We start from the raw sequence: 22,359 nt of genomic DNA, 5'->3' as shown, positions 1-22,359 counted from the left end.
CCTTCAAAAACGGCCTCGAATACTTCAAAGCCGCCGCAGCCGGATGGAGCCTCAGAGATACGTGCATGCCCTAGGGCCTTCGCCGGGACGACGTCCACGTTTGTGGCTGCGCCTGAGGTCTACGCCTCCGCCAACACCCGCGCATTGGCGCGGATGGAGGCTTCGCTGACACGGATGCCCAAGCCCGGCCCGTCGGGCACGACGACGTGACCTTCGCGGTTGGCAACGCGCTCTTCGAGCACGTCCTCGGTCAGCACGTGATGCGGCATGTAAAATTCGCAGCCGAGCGAGATGCCCGGGGTTGCCGCGATCAGCTGCGTGCCTGCGGCGAGCCCAATGCCGCCCTCCCACAGCGTGCCGCCATAGCCGGGCAGGCCGGCGATGTCGGCGATCGCCATGATCGCCTGTGCCTCGAACAGGCCGCCGGCCTTCATCAGCTTGATCGAGACCGCATCGGCCGCCTCGCGGCGCACCACCTCCATCATGTCGCGCCGATCGAAACAGCTCTCATCGGCGAGCACAGGTGTTTCCAGCGCTGCGGTGAGCTGCGCCATCACGTCGAGAAATTTTCGCGGCACCGGCTGCTCGATGAAGGTCGGCGCAAACTCCTCGACATCGCGCAGGATCTTGATGGCTCCGAACGGCGCCAGCGCCTGGTTGTAGTCGACGCGCAGATCGACCTTGTCGCCGAACTCCTTGCGGATCGCTTCGAGATGGTCGAGATCCTCGCGATGCGGCTTCACGCCGGTCTTGACCTTGTAGATCACGTTGCCGTCCGGAACCATCTTTCGCATACGCTCGAGATCGGCCGCGAAATCCGGATCGGCAATCGAGAAAGAAAGCGGGATCGTGTCGCGCACGCGGCCGCCGAGCAGGTCGGCAACCGAGAGCCCTGACGATTTGCCGACGATATCGAGCAGCGCCATCTCAATCGCGACTTTTGCTTCCGCGTGGCCAACCAGCGCACGGTCGAGCTCCGCCATCAACGCGCGGATGCGGCGCACGGATTTGCCGAGCAGGATCGGCTTCAAGTAGATGTCGAGCGCGGAGAATGCAGCTTCGGCCGTCCCCGTGAACACCTCCCACGGCGCCGCTTCGCCCCAGCCGATCACGCCGTCGCTCGATGTCAGCTCGATCAGCACGCGCTTCACCGTGCCCTTGACGTTGCCGACGCCCTGCAGGCGCGCCATCTTGATCGGGCTTTCGATCAGGAACAGCCTGAGACGTTCGATGGTCGCTTCGGTCATGTCAGGCCTCCATTGACGTGCCAGACCTGGCCCGTGACGTAAGATGCTTTTGGGGACGCCAGGAAGGCGATGATCTCAGCGACTTCGTCCGGCCGTCCACGGCGGCGCATCGGGATCAGCGCCTCGGTCGCGGCGATCTGCTCGGGCGACAGCCGGCTCTCGCCCGGCCTGTCCTTGACGATGAGGCCGGGCGAAACCGCATTCACGGTGATGCCGTCCTTGGCGAGCTCGATCGCGGTGAGCCGCACCAAAGCTTCGAGCGCCGAGCGGCTCGCGGCGGTGGCGGCGAAAGGTGCGAATTCAGGCCGGATCGCGTGCGCGACGAAGGATGATACCGCCACGATCCGCGCGTCACACCCAGCGCGCAGCAGCGGTAGCGCAGCCTCGACCATTCGCGTGAACGCCAGCGCGGACTCGTCCATCGCCTGCCGGAACTGATCCGCCGGCGTGCCGATGGCGCTGCCACGACGAGCGTGGCCGCCGACGAGGATCAATCCGTCCAGCCGGCTGAACGCGGCTCGCGCGGCGGCGATGGCGTCGGCGACGGCCGCTTCCTCCGCGAGATCGCCGAGGCACTTTGCGACAACCGCGCCTTTCGCTTCGGCATCGGTCGCGGTGGCGTCGAGGCCTTCTGCGTTCGCGCGCGTGTGCAGCACAAGGGCGGTGCCGGGCGCAGCGAGCAGCTTTGCGGTGGCGCGGCCGATGCCGCTGGCGGCACCGGTGACGAGGTAGGCGCGGTCGATCTCAGGCATCACGGTGCCGCGTTGGAAGGCGGCAGTGCGCCGGTGCGGTGGAAATGGCTGAGGAAGGCGCGCGTCGCGGTCTCCTGCGGATTGTCGATCACCTGACGCGCCGGACCTTCCTCGACCACGATTCCGTCACGCATGAAGATCAGGCGGTCGGCGACTTCGCGGGCAAACGCGATCTCGTGGGTCACGATCACCATGGTCATGCCTTCGGACGCAAGCTGCTGGATCACGTTCAGCACCTCGCCGACGAGTTCAGGATCGAGCGCCGACGTTGCCTCGTCAAACAGCATGACGTCGGGCTCCATCGCCAGCGCACGTGCGATCGCGACGCGTTGCTTCTGGCCGCCGGACAGCGTCGCCGGATATTGATCGGCCTTCTCGGCAAGGCCGACCTTGGCGAGCTGGGCGCGCGCGAGCTTCTCGGCATCGGCCTTGGCCATGCGGCGTACCGTAACCGGCCCTTCCATCACATTCTCGAGCGTCGTCATGTGCGGGAACAGATTGAAGTGCTGGAACACCATGCCGGTGGTGGCGCGGAATTTTGCCAGCGTCTTCACATCAGGAAGTTTCGAACCGTCGCCGAACGCAAAGCGCGTGTCGCCGACACGGACGCTGCCGCCATCGGGCACGACCAGCAGATTGACGCAGCGGAGCAGCGTCGACTTGCCGGAGCCTGACGGGCCGATCAGCGCGACCACGCCGCCTTTGGCGACGTCGAGATTGATGTTCTTCAAGACCTCGTTGCTGCCGAAGCTCTTGCGCAGGCCACGGATCTCGATTTTCGACGTCTCGCTCATTCGCCGACCGCCAGTCGCTTCTCGCCACGGCGGACGATGATGGTGAGCGGGATCAGGATCGCGGCGTAGGCGACCGCAACCGCGGTGTAGGTTTCCAGCGGCCGGTAGCTGTCATGGGCAGCGACCTGGCTTTGATAGACCATATCCGGCACGGCCAGCACCGACACCAGCGAGGTGTTCTTGAACTGGATGATCGACTGGTTCATCAGTGCCGGGATCATGCGCTTGATCGCCTGCGGCAGCACGATGCGGCGCATGCTCTGGCCCGGCGTCATGCCGAGCGCGGCGCCGGCTTCCGACTGGCCCTTGTCGATCGAGATGATGCCGCCGCGGATGATCTCGGAATAGAACGAGCCGCCATAGAGCGAAAGCGCCAGCGCCGAGGCCGTGATCGGCGTCATCTCGACGCCGGCGAGGATCGGCAGCGCGTAATAGAACCAGATCAGCTGCACCAGGATCGGCGTGCAGCGGAACGCTTCGATGAAGGTGAGGGCGAGAAGCCGCACCGGCTTGAGGCGCGACAGGCTGCCGAACGCGCCGAACAGGCCGAACACGAGGCCAAGCAGCACGATCACCACGGTGAAGCCGACGGTGACGCCGAGCCCGTTGAGAAAGAGCCAGCGATAGCTCCAGAGGATGCCGAAGTCCCACTGATACATGCGTGTTCTCTTGCTTCACTTCTCCCGCTTGCGGGAGAGGTCGCGTCGTATCGAAGATGCGATGCGGGTGAGGGCTCTATCCTCTTGGGGAGTCTCCCCAGCGGAGACACCCTCACCCCAACCCTCTCCCGCAAGCGGGAGAGGGAGTGGAGCGGTGCGTGCGGATCGAGACTGCCCCAAGTTTGCGATACCTTACAACGAAACGCCCGGCGGAATGTCCGCTTCGGTCACGCCCACCAGCTCCATGTTGGTGATGATCGCATTGCGGATGAAGCCGAGGCCCTTGTTGAAGTCGATCCAGGTGTTGACGTAGTCGCGGAACGTCTTGTCGTTCTCGCGGCGGAAGCCGGCGTTGGACGTCGTCGCGAAGATCGGCGTCGGCAGCACGAACTGGCCGAGCGAGGGATTCTTCTTCAGCACGGTCAGCGACAGCATGGTGATCAGGCACTGCGCGTCGACGCGGCCGGTCTGCAGCGCAGCAGTGGCGTCGTCGGCGGTCTTGAGACGCGAGATCTGCGCCTTCGGCGTCAGGCGGCTGACGACCTGGTCGTGCGAGGAGCCCTGGTCGACCGCGATCTTGATGTCGGGCGAGTTCAGCTCGGCCCAGCTCTTCGGCTTGAAGTCCTTCTTGCAGAGGATGCCGAAGGCGTTGTTGAAGACAGGCACCGAGAAGTCGATCACCAGCGCGCGCTTCGGCGTCGGGTTGAGGCCGAAGAAGATGTCGATCTTGTTGGACTGCAGGTCGAGCACCGAATTGCCCCAGGTGGTTTCGGTGATCTCGAGCTCGGCCTCCAGATCGTCGGCCAGCCCCTTGGCGATGTCGATGTAGAAGCCTTTCCACTGGCCGCTGGAAAGATCCTTCATGTAATAGGGCGCACCGCCGCCGACCGCGCCGATCCGCATCTTCTTGGTGCGGCGGATGCGGGCGAAGGTCGATTCGTTCGGATCGGCCGCGGTCTGGGCTACGGCCGGGGCGGCCAGCGTGGCTGCGGCTACCGCGCCAAGCCCGACAATCGATGCAACATCACGACGTGTAACCATTGGGATCAATCGCTTTTCTGGTTGGGTGGAGTTCCGGCAGCGTTCTTACCAAGGCGGCCATGCTAGCGAAAGCACAGCCTATCGGCTGGGCAGACCGGGAATTGCTCGGATGCTGGGCAAGATCAAGCGGTTCGAACCGATACCCGCTTGCTTTCCCGACCTTTTAGCCCCAAATAGGGACCGGGAGATTGGCGGTGGACGAGCCACTCGCCAACCGGGTCAGGTCCGGAAGGAAGCAGCCCTAACGAGGTCCGGATCGGGTCGCTCGTCAGTCTCCTACCTGTTTTTCCGAGCGAATTGCGCAGGCGGCCCTGCCGCCCGCGCGCTCCTTTCCGCAAAAGCCGGCCGAGAGACATTTCATTGCGGATCGACCGATGACCGACGCTGGCGCCCCTCCCGATCCCGTTAGCGCCGGCCAGGCCGGCAATGCACCCTACCGGGTCCTCGCGCGCAAATACCGCCCCTCGAGCTTCGATGATCTGATCGGCCAGGAGGCGGTGGTTCGTACCGTCTCCAATGCGTTCGAGACCGGGCGCATTCCGCAGGCCTGGATCCTCACCGGTGTCCGCGGCGTCGGCAAGACCACCACCGCGCGCATCCTGGCCCGTGCACTCAACTACGAGATGCCGGATGGCTCGGTGAAGGGGCCGACCATCCACATGCCGACGCTGGGCGTGCATTGTCAGGCGATCATGGAAAGCCGGCACATGGATGTGCTGGAGATGGACGCGGCCTCGCACACCGGCGTCGATGACGTCCGCCAGATCAACGACAGCGTGCGCTACGCGCCGGCCAGCGCCCGCTACAAGGTCTACATCATCGACGAAGTCCACATGCTGTCGACGGCGGCGTTCAACGCCTTCCTGAAGACGCTGGAGGAACCGCCGGAGCACGCCAAGTTCGTGTTCGCCACGACCGAGATCCGCAAGGTTCCTGTCACGGTGCTGTCGCGCTGCCAGCGCTTTGACCTGCGCCGCGTCGAGGCCGACGTGCTGATGAAGCACCTCGCCAACATTGCCGCCAAGGAGAACGTCGAAATCGAGCCGGAAGCGCTCGGCATCATCGCGCGCGCGGCAGAAGGCTCGGTTCGCGATTCGCTGTCGCTGCTCGACCAGGCGATCGCGCATGCGGCAGGCCAGGTGAGGGCGGATGCGGTCAGGCAGATGCTGGGCCTCGCCGACCGTACCCGCGTCATCGATCTCTTCGATTCGCTGGCCCGCGGTGACATCGCGGCCGCGTTCAAGGAGTTCCGCGACCAGTACGACGTCGGCGCCGATCCCATCGTCGTGCTCTCGGACCTTGCCGAGTTCGTCAATTTCGTCACCCGCGTGAAGATCGTGCCGGCGACCGCCGACAACGTCGCCTATGGCGAGACCGAGCGCGTGCGCGCGAAGGAATTCGCCTCGAAGATCTCGATGCGCGTGCTGTCGCGGATGTGGCAGATGCTGCTCAAAGGCATCACCGAGGTGCAGGGCGCGACGCGGCCGGCCGCGGCCGCCGAGATGGTGCTGGTGCGGATCGCCTATGTCGCCGACCTGCCGACGCCCGATGAAGCGATCAGGATGCTGGAGCAGAACGGCGGCGGCTCGCCGGTCGTCACCGGCGGTAGTGCCGCGCGCAGTAATGCGCCGGCTGCGCCGATGGGTTCCGCAGCGCCTGCTGTCTCTGCGGCGCCCGTGCGCGCGCCAAGCGCGCCGTCGGGCTTTGGTGGCGGCGCCGCCCGGCCGCAGATGGCAGCGCCCGCGCCGGATCCGCAAGGTGCGGCGCCCCAGTTGCGCATCACCAGCTTCACCCAGCTCGTCGCGCTTGCCAGTCAGAAGCGCGACGTCATGACCAAGGCCGCGCTCGAAGGCGACATGCGCCTCGTTCGTTTCGAGGAGGGCCGGCTCGAAATCGCGCTCGAGCCGAACGCCTCCAAGACCATGATCACCGAACTCGCGAAAAAGTTCGAGCTCTGGACCGGCCGGCGCTGGACCATCATCGTGTCCAACGAGCAGGGCCAGCCGACGCTGCGTTCGGTGAACCAGGCGGCGAAGCAGGAACATGCCCGCACCGCCGAGGCCGATCCGCGCGTGCAGGAGGTGCTGTCGCGCTTCCCCGGTGCAAAGGTCGTCGAGGTCCGCAGGCTTGCCCCCGAGACGCCGGAATCCAATATTAACGCCGACTATGGCTCTGACGATCCGCCCGAAGGTTCCGACGCCGACGACGATTTCTAGAGCTGATCTTTCCAAGGACGAACACCCATGGCTGATTTTCTCGGCATGATGAAGCAGGCGGCGCAGCTGCAATCCAAGATGCAGGAGATGCAGGAGCAGCTCGCCAATGTGGAGGTCGAGGGCATCTCCGGCGGCGGTCTCGTTGCCGTACGCATGACCGCGAAGATGGACGTCAAGGGCATCAAGATCGATCCGTCGCTGATGAAGGCCGAGGAGCGCGAGGTGCTGGAAGACCTGCTCGTCACCGCACTCGGCGATGCCCGCCGGAAGGCGGAGACGGCGATGCAGGAAAAGATGCAGTCGCTCACAGGCGGGCTCGGCCTGCCGCCGGGGCTGTTCGGCCAGTAAGATGGGCGCGGTTGCGGGTCCTGAAATCGAGCGGCTGGTCCAGCTTCTCGCACGGCTGCCGGGCCTCGGTCCGCGCTCCGCGCGGCGCGCTGCGCTGCATCTGATCAAGAAGCGCGAAGCGCTGATGATGCCGCTGTCCTCCGCCCTGCAGGTCGCGCTCGACAAGGTCCAGGTCTGCAAGACCTGCGGCAACATCGACACGCAAAATCCCTGCACCGTCTGCATCGATCCGAAACGTGATCCCGCCATCATCGTGGTCGTCGCCGACGTCGCCGATCTCTGGGCGCTGGAGCGGGCGAACGCAACGCAGGGGCGCTACCACGTGCTGGGCGCGACATTGTCGCCGCTCGACGGCGTCGGCCCGCAGGACCTCACCATCGACGCGCTGGTCGCGCGTGCCCACGCCGCCGAGGTGCACGAGATCATCCTGGCGCTGAATGCGACGGTCGACGGCCAGACCACGGCGCATTACATCACCGACCTGCTTCAGGACGCCAACGTAAAAGTAACCCGGCTGGCCCATGGTGTGCCCGTCGGTGGCGAGCTTGATTATCTCGATGAGGGCACGCTATCGGCCGCGATGCGGCAGCGGACCTTGTTCTAGCCATCCAGACTTTGACGGAACGGACGACATGACGAAACTTTTCGCCACACGATCGGCTTTGGTCGCGACGATGCTGCTGCTGGTGACACCGGCCATCGCTGCGCAGCAGGAGGATGACGGGGCTCCGCCGCCGTCGAAGCCCGGCAAGCCGATCAGCGCTGGCGAGGTGCTCTCGGGCGAGCTGAACGCCATGAAGGTGCGCGACGCCAAGAATGCCGGCAAGCGGATTGCGATGTACCAGATCACCTCCGAGCCGCGCCGCCTGCCGGCGCCGAACGGACTGTGCGATCTCGAGACGGGACCTGAGACCTTCCAGCTCGTCACCTCCAGCGACGCGCAGGCCACGCAGCTGAAATCCTTCGTCGGCAAGGAGATCTCGGTGAAGGTCGACGAGATCGCCTGCGCCAGCGATCCCGGTCAGATGAGCGAGGCCGTGGTGACAAAGTGGAGCTTGGTGAAGAAGTAGAGGGGCGAGGCCTTCTCTCCCCGTCATTGCGAGGAGCTCTTGCGACGAAGCAATGACGAATGAGAGAGCGTCAGTCTACACCCTTACCGGCCCCAGCGATTCGAAATGCCCGCGCTTCTGCAGCCAGGTCAGCAGCACCAGGCTCGGGATTGCCACCAGCACGCAGATCACGAAGAACAGCGGCCAGCCGGTCGCGCTCGCGACGTAGCCCGCGCTCGATGACAGATATGTCCGCCCCACCGCTGCAAGCGCGGTGAGCAGCGCATATTGCGTCGCCGTGTGCAGCGGGTTCTGGCACAGCGCCGAAAGATAGGCGACGAAGATCACGGTGCCGATGGCGCTGGTGAAATTCTCGGCGCAGATCGCTAGCGCCAGCGCCCATTGGTTGGTGCCGACCACGGCAAGCCACGAGAAGGTGAGGTTCGCCAGCGCCTGCACCACGCCGCCGATCCAGAGCGAGGCCGCCAGCGAATAGCGCCGGGCAACGAAGCCGCCGGCAAAGCCGCCGATCAGCGTCGCAGCGAGACCGACGCCCTTCACGATCGCCGCGTAGTCGTTGCGGGTGAAGCCGAGGTCGATCACGAACGGCGCGGTCATCGTTCCCGAGAACGCGTCGGTGAACTTGAACAGCACGACGAAGGCGAGCGCGGCGAGCGCGTCCTTGCGCGACAGGAATTCCGAGAACGCGCCGATCGCCGCGTGCAGCACGCGCGTGAACGCCGTCTCCGTTTGGGTCGCAGCTTCCGCCCGCACCGACTGCTCGGGCTCGGTCGCAACGAGCGCCGTGATCGTTCCAATCAGCACCATCGCCGCCATCACCACATAGCCCCACATCCAGGCCGACGTGCGCGGAATGCCGGTGCCCTCGAAGCCGGACACGATGAACAGCGCGCCCGCAGTCGAGACCAGCATGCCGATGCGATAGGCCGCGACATAGGCCGCCATGCCGGCGGCCTGCTCGCTCTCGGGCAGGCTCTCGACGCGGAAGGCGTCGACCACGATGTCCTGCGTCGACGACGTCGTCGCGACCAGCAGCGCGCCGAGCGCAACGTAGAACGGTGAGCGTGCCGGATCGGTCATCGCCAGCAGCAGGATCGCGACGATCAGCAGCAGTTGCGAGAACAGCAGCCAGCCGCGCCGCCGCCCGAAGGCGCGCGTGAACAGCGGCACATGCAACGCATCCACCAGCGGCGCCCACAAGAATTTCAGCGTGTAGGGCGTGCCGACCAGCGCAAACAGCCCGATGGTCTTGAGATCGACCCCGGCCTCGCGCATCCACACCAAGAGCGTCGACCCCGACAGCGCCAGCGGCAGCCCGGACGAAAAGCCGAGGAACAGCACGATCAGCACCCGCGGTTGCAGGTATACGGCCAGACTGTCGCGCCAGGAGGTCGGAGCGGCGTCAGAACCGGCAGGCGAGGTCGCGTCGGGTGCTGTCATGGGGAGGTGTTAGCAGATTCTGGCCGTGATGCCTCGTCTCCCTCTCCCCGTTCTTACGGGGAGAGGGCGGGGTGAGAGGGGGCCTCTCCCCGCACGGGAGGTCGATGAGAGACCTGTACCCCCTCACCCGAATTCGATCTGCGATCGAATTCGACCTCTCCCCGCAAGCGGGGCGAGGTAAGAAAGACTCACTCCCCCGCCTGGAGCTTCCTTGGAAACAGCTCGCCCGCGCCCGCGACCAGCCGCGGGCCCTCGGGTGCATCGCTCTTGCTGAAATCGAGCTCCTCGATCCGCCCTGCGCGCTTTTCGATCTTGTCGGCGGAGATCAGGATCTGGCGGACGTCTTCGTTCGCGTCGGCAAAGTGCTTCTGCAGTTTCAGCACGCGGTCGCGCAGGCGTCCCAAATCGTCGCCGAGCTTGATCACTTCGGTCTGGATCTGGTCGGCGGCGTCGCGCATGCGCGCGTCCTTCATGATCTGCTGCATCACCTGGATCGCGAGCATCAGCAGCGAGGGCGACACCAGCACCACGCGGGCGCGGTAGGCCTTCTGGATCACGTCGTCGAAACCGTCATGGATCTCGGCATAGACCGATTCCGACGGCACGAACATCAGCGCCATCTCCTGGGTCTCGCCGGTGACGAGGTATTTTTCCGCGATGTCGCTGACATGCTTCATCACGTCACTGCGCAGCCGCTGCGTGGCAATGCGCCGCTCCTCGTCGGTGCGCGCGTCGTGCAGCGCAGTCATCGCCTCCAGCGGAAACTTTGCGTCGATGCAGAGCGGGCGCTGGTCAGGCAGGAACACGACGCAGTCCGGCCGCTTTCCCGTCGAGAGCGTGAACTGGAATTCGTAGGCCCCCTTCGGCAGTCCGTCCTGGACGATCGCCTCCATCCGGGCCTGGCCGAAGGCGCCGCGCGACTGCTTGTTGGCGAGCACGTCGCGCAGCGTCGTCACCTGCGTGGTGAGGTCGGTGAGGTTCTTGTGCGCGCTGTCGATGATGCCGAGCCGCTCGTGCAGCGCGCGCAGGCTCTCCATGGTGTTGCGGGTCGAGTGTTCCATGGACTGGCCGACCCGATGGGTCACCGAATCCAACCGCTCGTTGACCGCGCGTGCCATCTCGGCCTGGCGTCCGGCCAGCGCCTGGCTCATGGCATCGACCCGACCCGAGGCCTCGCTCTGGGCATGCAGCACCTGGGCGAGCCGTTCCTCGAGCTCGTCGGCCCGGATCGCGCTCGCCATCGCGAGTTCCGCGCCGCGCCGCCCGGATCGCGCGATCACCACGGCAATCACGACCAGCAGGATGAGGACGAGGGCGCCGAAGCCGATCAGCGCATCGATGGTGCGCACCGGCCAGTCGCCCAGCATGAAAATGGTCTCGTTCATGCCAGCCCTTCTACCCGATTCGCCTGGTGGCACGAACGAATAGCGAACATTTCGGGTGAATGGCCCGTTAATATTTATGGTTAACGAAAGCTGAAGTTTTATGGTTAGCAGACCGTTAACGCGTTCCCGGCCGCATTGACCGCTTGTCGCGCGCAGCTTAAATCGCCCGCCATGGCCCTCAGAGAAATCATCATCCTGCCCGACAAGCAGCTGCGTCTGGTCTCCAAGCCGATCGAGAAGGTCACGTCGGAGATCCGCAAGCTTGCCGACGACATGTTCGAGACCATGTACGATGCGCCCGGCATCGGCCTCGCTGCGATCCAGATCGCGCAGCCGCTGCGGCTGATCACCATGGACCTCGCCAAGCCCAACCAGGACGGCGAAACCAAGCCGGAGCCGCGCGTCTTCATCAACCCGGAGATCCTCGCGTTTTCCGAGGATAAATCGGTCTACGAGGAAGGCTGCCTGTCGATCCCCGAATATTACGAGGAGGTCGAGCGCCCGGCGAAGGTGCGGGTTCGCTTCACGGATCTGGACGGCAAGGTGCACGAGGAGGACGCCGAAGGCCTCTACGCCACCTGCATCCAGCACGAGATCGACCATCTCAACGGCGTGCTGTTCGTCGACTACCTGTCGAAGCTCAAGCGCGATCGCGTGATCAAGAAGTTCGAGAAAGCCGCCAAGCGCGCGGAGTAAGGTTCTCCGTCGATGCCCCTCCGCCTCATCTTCATGGGCACGCCCGATTTCTCCGTGCCGACACTGCTCGAGCTGGTCGCGCACGGCCACGAGATCGTGGCCGTCTATACCCGCGCGCCGAAGCCGGGCGGGCGACGCGGGCTGCAATTGCAGCCGACCCCGGTGGAGGAAGCCGCGCGAAAACTCGGCGTGCCCGTGCTGACGCCGAAGACGTTGAAGACGCAGGAAGCGCTCGACGAGTTCAGCGCGTTTGAGGCCGATGCCGCCGTCGTCGTGGCCTACGGCATGATCCTGCCGCAAGCGATTCTCGATGCGCCGAAGCTCGGCTGTTACAATCTGCATGCTTCGCTCTTGCCGCGCTGGCGTGGCGCCGCTCCCATCAACCGCGCGATCATGGCCGGCGATGCCGAGAGCGGCGTGATGGTGATGAAGATGGATGTCGGTCTCGACACCGGCGACGTCGCCATGGCCGAGCGTCTCGCGATATCAGACAGCATGACCGCGGTCGATCTGCACGATCGGCTCTCCCGCCTCGGCGCCGATCTGATGGTGCGCGCGATGGCCGCGCTCGATCGTGGCGGGCTCCAGCTCAAGAAGCAAAGCGAGGACGGCGTCACTTACGCCGCCAAGATCGACAAGGCCGAGGCGCGGATCGATTGGAGCAAGCCCGCGCACGCGGTGCTGCGCCACATCCACGGCCTGTCGCCGTTCCCCGGCGCCTGGGCTGAGCTTGCCGGCGTGACGGAAAATGCGCGCATCAAGATTCTGCGCTGCGAGCTTGCCAAGGGGTCTGGCGCGCCGGGCGAGGTGCTCGACGATCAGCTCACCATCGCCTGCGGCGAGGGTGCGATCCGCATTCTCGAGCTGCAGCGCGAGGGCAAAGGTCGGATGCAGGCGGCGGACTTTTTGCGCGGCGTGAAGGTCGAGCCGCCGATGCGGCTCTCCTGATGCCGCGCTACAAGCTCACCATCGAATATGACGGCGCGCCGTTCTTCGGCTGGCAGGTGCAGGACACGCTGCCCTCGGTGCAGGGCGCGCTGGAAGCGGCCGTAAAGGCGATGACCGGCGCGGATCTGCGGGTGCATGGCGCCGGCCGCACCGATGCCGGCGTGCACGCGCGCGGCCAGGTCGCGCATGTCGACATCGAGAAGCAGTTTCCGCGGGGCCGGTTTCGCGACGGCTTGAATGCGCATCTGCGTCCGCATCCGATTGCGGTGCTCGAAGCCGACATTGTGCCCGATACGTTCGAGGCGCGCTTCTCGGCGGTGAAACGCCACTATCGCTATCGCGTCATCAACACCCGCGCCAATCTCGCGCTCGACGTCGGCCATGCCTGGCGCGTGCCGCGGAAGCTCGATGCCGACGCGATGCATGCGGCAGCCCAACGCCTGCTCGGCAAGCACGATTTCACGACCTTTCGCGACACCGAGTGCCAGGCCAAATCGCCGGAGAAGACGCTCGACCAACTCGATGTGATGCGCGACGGCCGCGAGATCATCATCGTCACCTCGGCGCGCTCGTTCCTGCACAGCCAGGTGCGCTCGATGGTGGGATCACTGGTCTGGGTCGGCGAAGGCCGCTGGACCGCCGACGATCTCTCCGCAGCGCTTGCGGCCCGCAACCGCGCCGCCTGCGGCATCGTCGCGCCGCCGGAAGGCCTGTATCTGATGAAGGTGGATTATTGACCCTTCTTCGCCTCTCCCCGTAAGTACGGGGCGAGGGAGAAAAGCCTACCCAAAATACCGCGTCAAAATCCCGCGATACACCTGCGTCAGCTTCTCCAGGTCCTTAACCGGCACGCGCTCGTTGACCTGGTGCATGGTCTGCCCGACCAGGCCGAACTCGATCACCGGGCAATAGCTGGAAATGAAGCGCGCATCCGAGGTGCCGCCTGACGTCGACAGCTCCGGCTTGCGTCCCGTGACTTCCTCGATCGCGGACACCGCGAGATCGGTGAACGGACCCGGCTTGGTCACGAACACGTTGGAGTTCGAGGGCTCCCAGACGATGCGGGCCTTGATGCGGTTGCCGCAGGCCTTGGCGAGGCGCGTCTCGACCAGTTCGCGCAGGCTCGCTTGCGTATGGTTGTCGTTGTAGCGGATGTTGAACTTGGCGCGGGCCTCGCCGGGGATGACGTTGCTCGCCTTGTTGCCGACATCGACCGAGGTGAATTCGAGATTGGAGGCCTGGAATTGCGCGCTGCCATGGTCGAGCGGCTCGTCGCTGATGGCCACGATCAGGCGCGAAATATCCGGCACCGGATTGGCGGCGCGGTGCGGATAGGCGACGTGGCCCTGCACGCCGTCGACATAAAGCGTGCCCGATTGCGAGCCGCGGCGGCCGACCTTGATGGTGTCGCCGAGCGTCTCGACGTTGGAAGGCTCGCCCAGCACGCAATGATCGAATTTTTCGCCGCGCTCCGCGGCCCACTTCAACAGCTTGATGGTGCCGTTGATGGAGACGTCTTCCTCATCGCCGGTGATCAGGAACGAGATCGAGCCCGAGCCCGATTTTTGGCCGTCGGCGCGCGGCTTGCCGCCGTTCGCGGCGAGATGCTCCAGCACTGCGGCGACCGAGCAGGCGATACCGCCCTTCATGTCGACCGCGCCGCGGCCGTGCAGAAAGCCGTCCTTCACCTCGCCGGAAAACGCGCCGACGCTCCAGGCGCTCTCGTCGCCGGGCGGCACCACGTCGGTGTGGCCGGCAAAGGTGATGTGCGGCCCGTCGGTGCCGATCCGCGCATAGAGGTTGTCGACGTCGGCGGTGCCTTCCTCGCTGAAGGTCACGCGGTGGCAGGTGAAGCCGGCGGCATTGAGTGCTGTTTCAAGCACCCCGAGCGCACCGGCATCGGCCGGGGTTACCGAGGGGCAGCGGATGAGGTCGCGGGCAATGGAAAGGGCATCGGTCATGCGCCCCGCTTAACATGCATGCCGCCGGGTGGGCTAGCGCTGGGCGGGACAATTTCGATCTCCCGGCTCTGGTCCCAGTCTTGCGCAAGCGATGCGGCAGGGCTCTCTTCGGCCTTGGCGAGCGGATCGGGACCGAACCGGTTGTGGCCCGAAGTGCCGGGCACAATGAACAGTTCGACAAGGCCCCACAGCCACAGCGCGTCAATTGCCCAGTTGAACGGAACGAACCAGTTGGAGGTCGGAAGCAGGTCCGAGAAGTGAAACAGCAGTCGGGGGACGAAGACGAAGGGAACGATCCACCAGCCGCTCCTGTCCCGATCGTGCAGCCGCTTGATCGCGGTCGCGAGGAAGATCCAGAAGAACAGCGCCGTGCCGAACGCCTTGAGGATCAGGGTCGCACGATCGGTCGAGGCCAGCGAACGGTAAGTCCGGGGATCGACAGCGCTGAAGACGTCGTCGAGGGCGAAATCAAAGTCGATGTCGAAGCCGAACCTGAGGGCGAGGGATGTGCCGCCTTCGACGGCCCGCACGACCTGACCGACGACCTCCAGCAAGCCCGCCAGCAGCGCGACGATCAGCAGCGCCTGCCACAACAGGGCGCGGTTGATGCGGCCGTCGAAGCGAAAGAGATACCAGCTCCAGTCCATGGCCGAGGCTCCGGGCGGAAGGAGCCGCCCGGTTGTTGGTCGCGATGGATGGAGAGGGGGTTCGATGAGGGTGGCTGGCGCGGTCGCTACCTCGCCCCGCTTGCGGGGAGAGGTCGGATTGCATCGAAGATGCAATCCGGGTGAGGGGGTACAGGTCCTATGGCCACCTCATCCGTGGAGAGAGGCCTCTCACCCCAACCCTCTCAGCGTGAGCGAAGCTCGTCGCGGCCCCGTAGGAACGGGGAGAGGAGAGAGCATCAATCCCGCAGCAACTCGTTGATGCTGGTCTTGGAGCGCGTGCGCTCGTCGACGCGCTTGACGATCACGGCACAGGCGGTGCTTGGGCCGATCTGGCCGTTCTTCATGGGCTTGCCGGGCAGGGCGCCGGGCACCACCACCGCATATTCGGGCACCTCGCCCATGAAGATCTCGCCGGTCTCGCGATCGACGATCTTGGTCGAGGCGCCCAGGAACACGCCCATCGACAGCACGGCGCCCTTGCGTACGATCACGCCCTCGGCGACCTCGGAGCGCGCGCCGATGAAGCAGTCGTCCTCGATGATCACGGGCTCGGCCTGCAGCGGCTCGAGCACGCCGCCGATGCCGGCGCCGCCGGAGATATGCACGCGCTTGCCGATCTGCGCGCAGGAGCCGACGGTCGCCCAGGTGTCGACCATCGTGCTCTCATCGACGTAAGCGCCGAGGTTGACGAAGGACGGCATCAGCACGACGTTCTTGGCGATGAAGGCCGAGCGACGCACCACCGCACCGGGCACCGCGCGAAAACCGGCGTCGCGAAAACGGTTCGGGCCCCAGCCTTCGAACTTCGAGGGCACCTTGTCCCACCAGTTCGCCTGGCCCGGGCCGCCGGGAATGACGTCCATGTCGTTGAGGCGGAAGGAGAGCAGCACGGCCTTCTTCAGCCACTGATTGACCTTCCACTTGCCATCGGTGCCGCGTTCGGCAACGCGCGCCTCGCCCTTGTCCAGAATCTCCAGCGACTGGTTCACGGCCTCGCGGACCTCGCCCTTGGTCGAGGTCGAGATGCCGTCGCGGGCGTCGAAGGCGCTGTTGATGGTGGATTCCAGGGCGGACAGGGACATCGGGATTTCCTCTTTGGAACGGGAATTTTGACGGATTGAGGCGCTTTTTCGGGATTTGGGGGGACGGAGTCAAGGCATACTCGGTCGTCGTCCCGGGGCGCGCGAAGCGCGCCGGCATGACAGCGATTATTTGGGCGACAGCCTGGCCAAAAACCCAGCGAGATCATCCGTGACGTGGTCGACATGGGCGGCATCGCGCCCTTCCAGTTCCCAATCCTCGCGCACCACTTCCCTGGTGCCGTCAGGCACCACCAGCACGGTAGTCATGCCGAGCTCGTGCGGAACGGTGAGGTTACGGGCGAGGTCCTCGAACATGGCTGATTTGGCCGGGTCGACCGCGTGCAGATCGAGGAATTTCCGGTAGGTCTGCGCCGCCGGCTTGGGTTCGAATTCGGCGGCGATGATGTCGAAGACGCCGTCGAAATGCGTGGCGAGGCCAAGCCGCGCCAGCACCGCATCGACATGGTCGACCGAGCCGTTGGTCAGGATCAGCTTGCGCCCCGGCAGCTTTGCGATGGCTGCGCCCAGCGCCGGGTTCGGCTCCAGCGGCGAATGGTCGATCCTGTGCACGTAGGCGAGGTAATCGTCGGCGCGCACGCCATGCAGGGTCATCATGCCGCGCATGGTGGTGCCGAAGCGCTGGTAATAGTCCTTCTGGATCTTGCGCGCTTCCTCCGGGCCGACGTTCAGCCAGTTGCACACGAACTCGCCGATTTTGGCATCGACCTGCTGCCACAGATTGACGTGATGCGGATAGAGCGTGTTGTCGAGATCGAACACCCAGGTGTCGACGTGGGTGAAGGCGCGGGGTGGGTTCATCACAGTTCTCTCAACTCGTCGTCCTGGCGAAAGCCAGGACCCATACTCCGCGGCCCATCAATGAGGCACACTGGTCATCGTTCTTCGCCAAACCGGACCCTGTGGTAATGGGTCCTGGCTTTCGCCAGGACGGCGGCGGAGGGTGTAGCGCCGCAGTCGTCACACCCATCACGGCACGGCAAAGCGCAGCGTCTTGCCGCCGCTCGACATGTCCACCACACCAAAACCCGTCGCGGCGAAGCCGCGCGCGCCGCAATCGGTCTGCTCATTGGTTTCGAACTTGGTCTCGCGGGTGCAGAGCTGCTTGTCGCCGCCCCAGTTCAGCGGCTTGTCCTTCAGCTTGATGGCGCGGTTGTCGCTGTCGACGGCTTCAGCGAAGCTGAAGATCTGCCTGGGTTGGCCGGCGACATCGGGATGCAGACAGGTCTTGGGATCGATGCGGTACCAGCCGCGGCTGGTCACCGATTTGCCGTCGTCGGTCGCGACCGCCGCCATCACCTTGTGCGGCGTGTCGTTGCACCAGGTCAGGCCGCTCGGGGACGGCGTCTGCGCCGCATCGACCATGGTCTTGAAGAGGTTGGGCGATGAGACCACGTCGGAGGACAGCCCGCGGCTTTTCAGGAATGCGGCGAGTGCGGCTTGCGTCTTCGGTCCGTCGACACCGTCGATCGCGCCGATGTCATAGCCGGCGATCACCAGGAGCCGCTGGATGCCGGCGAGCCGGGCCTGCTCGTCGTCGTATTCGGAATCTTCGGCGAGATAGGCGACGAGATTGCCGTCATCGCCCTGCGTCGGCGTGATCTGGGTGAAGGGAGCCTGGGTCTGACCGCTGCGGCACTGCCGCGCCGCTGCGATGACGAAATTGTCCTGCGCCACGCACAACATGTCGCTGCCGTTCTGCGGGATCGGGGACGCACCATAGACGCCGAGCGCGCGGGCATTGAGCAGGATGCGGTCGGCGGTGAGCGTGCCCTGCACCACCACGCGGCAGGTGGCGGGATCGATCCTGAACCAGCCCCGCGTCGCGGTCGCGGCCTTGTCGTCGATGCCGATCGCGGCCTCGACGACATAGGACATGCGATTGCAGATCTTGAGATCCGCGAAGGCGGGCGCCGAGGAGAAGACGAACGAGACGGCTGCGGCGGGCAGCGTCATCAGGAAGCGCGTCAGGGTCGAGCGGCGGTGCCTCTGAACTCTCAGCCCGGCCATGACGGCGCCTCTCGTCTTCTCGCTTCTCACTTGTGGATCAGCGTGCCCGTGCCCGTGTTGGTGAAGAGCTCGAGCAGCACCGCGTGCTGCATCTTGCCGTCGATGATGACGACACCCTCGACCCCCTGCTCGAGCGCGTAGATGCAGGTCTCGACCTTCGGGATCATGCCGCCCGAAATGGTGCCGTCGGCGATCAGCTTGCGAGCGTCCTTGATCGACATCTCGGGGATGAGCTTCTTCGACTTGTCGAGCACGCCCGGCACGTCGGTGAGCAAAAGCAGGCGCTTGGCTTTCAGCGCGCCCGCGATCGCTCCCGCAAAGGTGTCGCCGTTGACGTTCAGCGTCTGGCCGTCATGCGAAGTGGCAAGCGGCGCCAGCACCGGGATCAGCTCGTAGCCGATCAGCTGGTTGAGCAGCGTGAGATCGACCTTTTCGGGGTCGCCGACGAAGCCGAGATCGACCACCTTCTCGATATGCGAGTCCGGATCGACCATGGTGCGCGTCGTCTTCGACGCCTTCACCATATTGCCGTCCTTGCCGCAGAGACCGACAGCCTTGCCGCCGGCATCATTGATGTAGCCGACGATCTGCTTGTTGACGGAGCCGGCGAGCACCATCTCAACAACTTCGATGGTCGCGGCGTCGGTGATACGCAGACCAGCTGCGAATTCCGACTGAATGCCGAGGCGCTTGAGCATGGTCGCGATCTGCGGCCCACCGCCATGCACCACGACAGGATTGATCGCGGTCTGCTCCAAGAGCACGATGTCGCGGGCAAAATTCTTCGCGGTCTCCTCGTCGCCCATGGCATGGCCGCCATATTTGATGACGATGGTTTCTTCGTCGTATTGCTGCATGTGCGGCAGCGCTTCGGACAGGATGCGGGCCTGGTCGAGCGGAGAGATTTCGGTCATGAGGCGGATCTCGCTGGCGGGACTAACGCGGCCAGCGTTCTATCTGATTGGCGGGCGAGGCGCAAAGTGTGGCTGGCATGCCGCCGCTACGGATCAGCGTTTCGCCACCACCGCTGCCAACGTCACCGCCAGCCAGCCCACAATCATCACCGTTCCGCCCGTCGGTGCCGCGAACGGAAACAGCGAATGCCCGGCATATTGCCGCAAGGTGAGGTCGCCCGCGAACAGCGCGGCGCCGATCGCGAAGCCGAGTGCGGCGATCAGGCCAATTCCGCCATGCAGAAGCCCGCGCGCGAGCAGGGCGACGGAGGCCAATATGGCAGTCGCGTGAAACAGCAGCATGGCGCTCGCGGAGGCAAGCCGGCTGGCATCAGCGCCGTGGGCGGAGGCGGCCGCCAGCGCAACGCCGGCGGCGCCCATCAAGCCGGCGAGGGCGATCAGCAGGCGCGCCATCACGAGCTGCGCTCTTCCAGCAGCTTGGCCATGGCGGCGCGCAGCTCGGCCATGCCGGTCGATGAGCGCGACGAGGTCGCGATCACGTTCGGGAATGCGGCCGGATGTTTCGCGAGCGCAGCTTCCGTCTCGGCGATGCAGGATTGCAGCGCGGCGGCCTTCACCTGGTCGGCCTTGGTCAGCACGATCTGGTAGCTGACGGCGGAGCGGTCGAGCGTCTTGAGGACTTCGAGATCGACGTCCTTCAGCCCATGCCGCGCGTCGATCAGCACGTAGACGCGCGCGAGCGAGGCGCGTCCGAGCAGGAATGTGTGAATCAGATCCGTCCAGGATGCGACCTGGCTCTTCGGCGCCTTGGCATAGCCATAGCCGGGCATGTCGACGAGGCGGAGGTCGGTCTTGCCTGGAACCTCGAAGAAGATCAGCTCCTGGGTGCGGCCCGGCGTATGAGAGGTGCGCGCCAGCGCGTTGCGCCCGGTGAGCGCGTTGATCAGGCTGGACTTGCCGACATTGGAGCGCCCGGCAAAGGCAATCTCCAGTCCCGCCATCGGCGGCAGCGTCTGGATCGAGGGCGATGCCCAGATGAACTGCCAGTCGCGGGCGAACAGCTTTCGCCCGGCTTCGATCAGCTTCGCATCTTTGTCGTCGGTCATGCGAAGCTCTCACCTCTCGTCATGGCCGGGCTTGTCCCGGCCATCCACGTTTATCTGCACGTTACGCTCCAAAACGTGGATGCCCGGGACGGGCCCGGGCATGACGATGTGGAGGCAGTTCAGTTCCGCAACGACGGCTACACCGCCTCAGTCGTCACTTTTTTTTTAAACACATTGCGAATGTTGTCGAGCAATTCCACCTTCACGCCGTTGCGGCGCATGATGAAGCTCTGCTGGAGTACGGAGAGCGTGTTGTTCCAGGCCCAGTAGATCACGAGGCCCGCCGGGAAGCCCGCCAGCATGAAGGTGAAGATCAGCGGCATCCAGTTGAAGATGATCTGCTGCGTCGGATCCGGCGGCGTCGGGTTCAGCTTCATCTGGAACCACATCGTGATGCCCATGATGATCGGCCAGATGCCGAGCGCGAGGTAGTGGCCGAACACCGGCAGCGTGGTCGGGTCGAACGGGATCAGCCCGAACAGCGTGAACAAATTGGTCGGATCCGGCGCCGAGAGGTCCTTGATCCAGCCGAAGAAATGCGCGTGCCGCATCTCGATGGTGACGAACAGCACCTTGTAGAGCGAGAAGAACACCGGGATCTGGATCACCACGGGAAGACAGCCGGCGACCGGATTGATCTTCTCCTTGCGGTAGATCTCCATCATCTCCTGCTGCTGCTTCACCTTGTCGTCGGGATAGCGTTCCTTCAGCGCCTGAAGCTGCGGCTGGATCGATTTCATCTTCGCCATCGAGGCGTAGGACTTGTTCGCCAGCGGGAAGAACAACAGCTTCACGATCACGGTCACGAGCAGGATCGAGATGCCGAAATTGCCGAAGAAGCGGTAGAAGAAGTCGAGGCCGAGGAACATCGGCTTGGTGATGAAGTAGAACCAGCCCCAGTCGATCAACAGATCGAAATGGTTGAGGCCGAGCTCCTTGTTGTAGCCGCCGAGGCCTGCGAGCGGGAACACGCCGACGACGCCGGCTTCCTTGGCGCCGGCGAACAGCCGCGCATTCGCCGTTGCGCTGCCGCCGATCGCGACGGTGACGGGATCGAGCAGATAGTCGGTCTGGTAGGTGTGGACGTTGCCGGTCAGGTTCGAGGAGAACCGCGCCTGAAGCTGCGCACTGGTGTCGGGCAGCAGTGCCGAGGCCCAGTACTTGTCGGTCATGCCGAGCCAGCCATTGGTGGCCTTGAAGCTCACCGACTTGGCTTCGTCGATCTTCTTGTAGGCGTATTCCTGCAAGCCATCGAGATAACCGATCAGGCCTTCGTGCAGGATGTAATAGCCGGAGACCTGCGGCGTGCCATGGCGCGAGATCAGCGCGAACGGATAGAGCGTGACCGGCGCGTTGCCGACATTGCTCACGTCGTCCTTGATGGTGAAGAGATAGTGGTCGTCGACCGAGATGGTGCGGCGGAAGGTGAGGCCTTCGCCATTGTCCCACTTCAGCACTGCGGGCGTGGTCGGCGTCAGGCTGCCGCTGCCCTCCTGCTGCCAGACGGTCTGGGCATCAGGCATCTTCGACGTCACGCCGGTCGCCGCCACCCAGCCGAACTCGGCGTAATAGGGCTCGGCCGTGCCGGACGGCGAATAGAGAATGATCGGCGGCGATTTCGGGTCGACGGTCTCGCGGAATTGCAGCAGCGCGAGGTCGTCGATGCGGCCGCCCTTGAGCGAGATGCTGCCGGCCAGCCGCGGCGTATCGATCTTCACGCGGGGGCTCGCGGCAATCGCGGTGTCGCGGCTGACGGTCGGCTGGGCCTGCTGGTTCGCGCCCGGCGCATTGGTGGGCGCGGTCGTGCCGGCCTGCGGCGTGGCGCCCGGCGTTGCGGAGGCCGTCGGCTGCGGATTGGCCTTCTGAAGCTCGGCCTGCGCCTGCTGCTGGGCGCGCTGCTTCTCCATCGCCGGCACGTTGTAGAAGTACTGCCAGGCGATCAGCACCAGGCCGGACAGAATGACGGCGAGGATGGTATTGCGATTGTCGGTCATCACTTTTGTC

At 64.9% G+C, this 22,359-nt stretch carries 23 protein-coding genes and 1 other RNA gene; 8 read left to right on the top strand and 16 right to left on the bottom strand.

Translation table 11 applies throughout. The annotated features are described in order from the left end of the window. Nucleotides 1-119: 119 nt before the first annotated feature. The 5 genes from JQ587_RS20925 to JQ587_RS20905 form a co-directional block, all read right to left on the bottom strand. Nucleotides 120-1,247 carry a muconate cycloisomerase family protein gene (locus JQ587_RS20925; RefSeq protein ID WP_212303951.1) on the bottom strand — a complete coding sequence of 376 codons (1,128 nt, stop codon included), beginning with the start codon at nucleotides 1,245-1,247 and terminating at the stop codon, nucleotides 120-122. Next, a complete protein-coding gene (locus JQ587_RS20920; RefSeq protein ID WP_212426486.1) occupies nucleotides 1,244-1,999 on the bottom strand; it encodes an SDR family NAD(P)-dependent oxidoreductase in 756 nt (251 codons plus the stop codon). The genes JQ587_RS20925 and JQ587_RS20920 overlap by 4 nt, the downstream gene beginning before the upstream one ends. Further along, nucleotides 1,999-2,793 carry an amino acid ABC transporter ATP-binding protein gene (locus JQ587_RS20915; RefSeq protein WP_212303949.1) on the bottom strand — a complete coding sequence of 265 codons (795 nt, stop codon included), beginning with the start codon at nucleotides 2,791-2,793 and terminating at the stop codon, nucleotides 1,999-2,001. Before JQ587_RS20915 ends, JQ587_RS20920 begins: the two co-directional genes overlap by 1 nt. Next, entirely contained in the window at nucleotides 2,790-3,452 is a 663-nt protein-coding gene (locus JQ587_RS20910) for an amino acid ABC transporter permease (protein WP_212303948.1), read from the bottom strand. Before JQ587_RS20910 ends, JQ587_RS20915 begins: the two co-directional genes overlap by 4 nt. A gap of 192 nt (nucleotides 3,453-3,644) precedes the next feature. Then, a complete protein-coding gene (locus JQ587_RS20905; RefSeq protein ID WP_212303947.1) occupies nucleotides 3,645-4,493 on the bottom strand; it encodes a transporter substrate-binding domain-containing protein in 849 nt (282 codons plus the stop codon). A 183-nt stretch (nucleotides 4,494-4,676) separates the two neighbouring features. On the opposite strand from JQ587_RS20905, the gene ffs reads away from it, so the two are divergent. The 5 genes from ffs (at nucleotide 4,677) to JQ587_RS20880 (ending at nucleotide 8,127) form a co-directional block, all read left to right on the top strand. Then, nucleotides 4,677-4,773, top strand: an RNA gene (gene ffs, locus JQ587_RS20900) — signal recognition particle sRNA small type. A gap of 94 nt (nucleotides 4,774-4,867) precedes the next feature. Continuing rightward, on the top strand, nucleotides 4,868-6,709 hold the full coding sequence (locus JQ587_RS20895) for a DNA polymerase III subunit gamma/tau (RefSeq protein ID WP_212426485.1): 1,842 nt from the start codon (nucleotides 4,868-4,870) through the stop codon (nucleotides 6,707-6,709). A gap of 27 nt (nucleotides 6,710-6,736) precedes the next feature. Further along, nucleotides 6,737-7,057, top strand: coding sequence for a YbaB/EbfC family nucleoid-associated protein (locus JQ587_RS20890; RefSeq protein WP_212303945.1), 321 nt, complete (start codon nucleotides 6,737-6,739; stop codon nucleotides 7,055-7,057). 1 nt (nucleotide 7,058) lies between these two features. Continuing rightward, nucleotides 7,059-7,661 (top strand): recombination mediator RecR, encoded by a 603-nt coding sequence (gene recR / locus JQ587_RS20885; protein WP_212303944.1) that lies wholly within the window; start codon nucleotides 7,059-7,061, stop codon nucleotides 7,659-7,661. A 28-nt stretch (nucleotides 7,662-7,689) separates the two neighbouring features. Continuing rightward, nucleotides 7,690-8,127, top strand: coding sequence for a hypothetical protein (locus tag JQ587_RS20880; protein ID WP_212303943.1), 438 nt, complete (start codon nucleotides 7,690-7,692; stop codon nucleotides 8,125-8,127). 75 nt (nucleotides 8,128-8,202) lie between these two features. Here JQ587_RS20880 and JQ587_RS20875 read toward each other — a convergent pair whose 3' ends face one another. Beyond that, nucleotides 8,203-9,567 carry an AmpG family muropeptide MFS transporter gene (locus tag JQ587_RS20875; RefSeq protein WP_212426484.1) on the bottom strand — a complete coding sequence of 455 codons (1,365 nt, stop codon included), beginning with the start codon at nucleotides 9,565-9,567 and terminating at the stop codon, nucleotides 8,203-8,205. 188 nt (nucleotides 9,568-9,755) lie between these two features. Continuing rightward, complete coding sequence (locus tag JQ587_RS20870) at nucleotides 9,756-10,952, bottom strand: DNA recombination protein RmuC (RefSeq protein ID WP_212426483.1); 1,197 nt, start codon at nucleotides 10,950-10,952, stop codon at nucleotides 9,756-9,758. 171 nt (nucleotides 10,953-11,123) lie between these two features. On the opposite strand from JQ587_RS20870, the gene def reads away from it, so the two are divergent. From def to truA, 3 genes are read left to right on the top strand one after another with little or no spacing between them, the layout of a single operon-like run. Next, complete coding sequence (def, locus tag JQ587_RS20865) at nucleotides 11,124-11,648, top strand: peptide deformylase (RefSeq protein WP_212426482.1); 525 nt, start codon at nucleotides 11,124-11,126, stop codon at nucleotides 11,646-11,648. A 12-nt stretch (nucleotides 11,649-11,660) separates the two neighbouring features. Beyond that, a complete protein-coding gene (gene fmt, locus JQ587_RS20860) occupies nucleotides 11,661-12,596 on the top strand; it encodes a methionyl-tRNA formyltransferase (protein ID WP_212426481.1) in 936 nt (311 codons plus the stop codon). Then, nucleotides 12,596-13,333: a tRNA pseudouridine(38-40) synthase TruA gene (gene truA / locus JQ587_RS20855; protein ID WP_212426480.1), complete on the top strand. Its 738-nt coding sequence runs from the start codon at nucleotides 12,596-12,598 to the stop codon at nucleotides 13,331-13,333. The genes fmt and truA overlap by 1 nt, the downstream gene beginning before the upstream one ends. Before the next feature lie 45 nt (nucleotides 13,334-13,378). Here truA and dapE read toward each other — a convergent pair whose 3' ends face one another. The 9 genes from dapE to yidC all read right to left on the bottom strand — a co-directional run bounded on the left by dapE (nucleotide 13,379) and on the right by yidC (nucleotide 22,349). Beyond that, entirely contained in the window at nucleotides 13,379-14,557 is a 1,179-nt protein-coding gene (dapE, locus tag JQ587_RS20850; RefSeq protein ID WP_212303937.1) for a succinyl-diaminopimelate desuccinylase, read from the bottom strand. Next, nucleotides 14,554-15,204 carry a DUF805 domain-containing protein gene (locus JQ587_RS20845; RefSeq protein ID WP_212426479.1) on the bottom strand — a complete coding sequence of 217 codons (651 nt, stop codon included), beginning with the start codon at nucleotides 15,202-15,204 and terminating at the stop codon, nucleotides 14,554-14,556. The genes dapE and JQ587_RS20845 overlap by 4 nt, the downstream gene beginning before the upstream one ends. Nucleotides 15,205-15,461: 257 nt before the next feature. Continuing rightward, complete coding sequence (gene dapD, locus JQ587_RS20840; protein WP_212298634.1) at nucleotides 15,462-16,307, bottom strand: 2,3,4,5-tetrahydropyridine-2,6-dicarboxylate N-succinyltransferase; 846 nt, start codon at nucleotides 16,305-16,307, stop codon at nucleotides 15,462-15,464. Between the two features lie 126 nt (nucleotides 16,308-16,433). Next, complete coding sequence (locus JQ587_RS20835) at nucleotides 16,434-17,126, bottom strand: pyrimidine 5'-nucleotidase (protein WP_212298633.1); 693 nt, start codon at nucleotides 17,124-17,126, stop codon at nucleotides 16,434-16,436. A gap of 168 nt (nucleotides 17,127-17,294) precedes the next feature. Further along, nucleotides 17,295-18,281: a DUF1036 domain-containing protein gene (locus JQ587_RS20830; RefSeq protein ID WP_212426496.1), complete on the bottom strand. Its 987-nt coding sequence runs from the start codon at nucleotides 18,279-18,281 to the stop codon at nucleotides 17,295-17,297. Between the two features lie 80 nt (nucleotides 18,282-18,361). Continuing rightward, entirely contained in the window at nucleotides 18,362-19,249 is an 888-nt protein-coding gene (argB, locus tag JQ587_RS20825) for an acetylglutamate kinase (RefSeq protein ID WP_212298632.1), read from the bottom strand. A 93-nt stretch (nucleotides 19,250-19,342) separates the two neighbouring features. Further along, nucleotides 19,343-19,702: a DUF423 domain-containing protein gene (locus JQ587_RS20820; protein ID WP_212298662.1), complete on the bottom strand. Its 360-nt coding sequence runs from the start codon at nucleotides 19,700-19,702 to the stop codon at nucleotides 19,343-19,345. Continuing rightward, nucleotides 19,702-20,355, bottom strand: a complete 654-nt coding sequence (gene yihA / locus JQ587_RS20815) for a ribosome biogenesis GTP-binding protein YihA/YsxC (protein ID WP_212426478.1) — start codon at nucleotides 20,353-20,355, stop codon at nucleotides 19,702-19,704. The genes JQ587_RS20820 and yihA overlap by 1 nt, the downstream gene beginning before the upstream one ends. Before the next feature lie 137 nt (nucleotides 20,356-20,492). Beyond that, nucleotides 20,493-22,349: a membrane protein insertase YidC gene (yidC, locus tag JQ587_RS20810; RefSeq protein WP_212426477.1), complete on the bottom strand. Its 1,857-nt coding sequence runs from the start codon at nucleotides 22,347-22,349 to the stop codon at nucleotides 20,493-20,495. Nucleotides 22,350-22,359 lie beyond the last annotated feature (10 nt).

Source organism: Bradyrhizobium manausense (assembly GCF_018130615.1).
Lineage (GTDB): Bacteria > Pseudomonadota > Alphaproteobacteria > Rhizobiales > Xanthobacteraceae > Bradyrhizobium > Bradyrhizobium manausense_A.
Note: the sequence above shows the minus strand (reverse complement) of the source record. Positions and strands in the feature narration are given on the sequence as shown.

Bases quoted from the DNA above. Each gene is read 5' to 3' on its own strand.
- JQ587_RS20925 (WP_212303951.1), bottom strand. From the start codon at position 1,247: ATGACCGAAGCGACCATCGAACGTCTCAGGCTGTTCCTGATCGAAAGC.
- JQ587_RS20920 (WP_212426486.1), bottom strand. From the start codon at position 1,999: ATGCCTGAGATCGACCGCGCCTACCTCGTCACCGGTGCCGCCAGCGGC.
- JQ587_RS20915 (WP_212303949.1), bottom strand. From the start codon at position 2,793: ATGAGCGAGACGTCGAAAATCGAGATCCGTGGCCTGCGCAAGAGCTTC.
- JQ587_RS20910 (WP_212303948.1), bottom strand. From the start codon at position 3,452: ATGTATCAGTGGGACTTCGGCATCCTCTGGAGCTATCGCTGGCTCTTT.
- JQ587_RS20905 (WP_212303947.1), bottom strand. From the start codon at position 4,493: ATGGTTACACGTCGTGATGTTGCATCGATTGTCGGGCTTGGCGCGGTA.
- JQ587_RS20895 (WP_212426485.1), top strand. From the start codon at position 4,868: ATGACCGACGCTGGCGCCCCTCCCGATCCCGTTAGCGCCGGCCAGGCC.
- JQ587_RS20890 (WP_212303945.1), top strand. From the start codon at position 6,737: ATGGCTGATTTTCTCGGCATGATGAAGCAGGCGGCGCAGCTGCAATCC.
- recR (WP_212303944.1), top strand. From the start codon at position 7,059: ATGGGCGCGGTTGCGGGTCCTGAAATCGAGCGGCTGGTCCAGCTTCTC.
- JQ587_RS20880 (WP_212303943.1), top strand. From the start codon at position 7,690: ATGACGAAACTTTTCGCCACACGATCGGCTTTGGTCGCGACGATGCTG.
- JQ587_RS20875 (WP_212426484.1), bottom strand. From the start codon at position 9,567: ATGACAGCACCCGACGCGACCTCGCCTGCCGGTTCTGACGCCGCTCCG.
- JQ587_RS20870 (WP_212426483.1), bottom strand. From the start codon at position 10,952: ATGAACGAGACCATTTTCATGCTGGGCGACTGGCCGGTGCGCACCATC.
- def (WP_212426482.1), top strand. From the start codon at position 11,124: ATGGCCCTCAGAGAAATCATCATCCTGCCCGACAAGCAGCTGCGTCTG.
- fmt (WP_212426481.1), top strand. From the start codon at position 11,661: ATGCCCCTCCGCCTCATCTTCATGGGCACGCCCGATTTCTCCGTGCCG.
- truA (WP_212426480.1), top strand. From the start codon at position 12,596: ATGCCGCGCTACAAGCTCACCATCGAATATGACGGCGCGCCGTTCTTC.
- dapE (WP_212303937.1), bottom strand. From the start codon at position 14,557: ATGACCGATGCCCTTTCCATTGCCCGCGACCTCATCCGCTGCCCCTCG.
- JQ587_RS20845 (WP_212426479.1), bottom strand. From the start codon at position 15,204: ATGGACTGGAGCTGGTATCTCTTTCGCTTCGACGGCCGCATCAACCGC.
- dapD (WP_212298634.1), bottom strand. From the start codon at position 16,307: ATGTCCCTGTCCGCCCTGGAATCCACCATCAACAGCGCCTTCGACGCC.
- JQ587_RS20835 (WP_212298633.1), bottom strand. From the start codon at position 17,126: ATGAACCCACCCCGCGCCTTCACCCACGTCGACACCTGGGTGTTCGAT.
- JQ587_RS20830 (WP_212426496.1), bottom strand. From the start codon at position 18,281: ATGACGCTGCCCGCCGCAGCCGTCTCGTTCGTCTTCTCCTCGGCGCCC.
- argB (WP_212298632.1), bottom strand. From the start codon at position 19,249: ATGACCGAAATCTCTCCGCTCGACCAGGCCCGCATCCTGTCCGAAGCG.
- JQ587_RS20820 (WP_212298662.1), bottom strand. From the start codon at position 19,702: ATGGCGCGCCTGCTGATCGCCCTCGCCGGCTTGATGGGCGCCGCCGGC.
- yihA (WP_212426478.1), bottom strand. From the start codon at position 20,355: ATGACCGACGACAAAGATGCGAAGCTGATCGAAGCCGGGCGAAAGCTG.
- yidC (WP_212426477.1), bottom strand. From the start codon at position 22,349: ATGACCGACAATCGCAATACCATCCTCGCCGTCATTCTGTCCGGCCTG.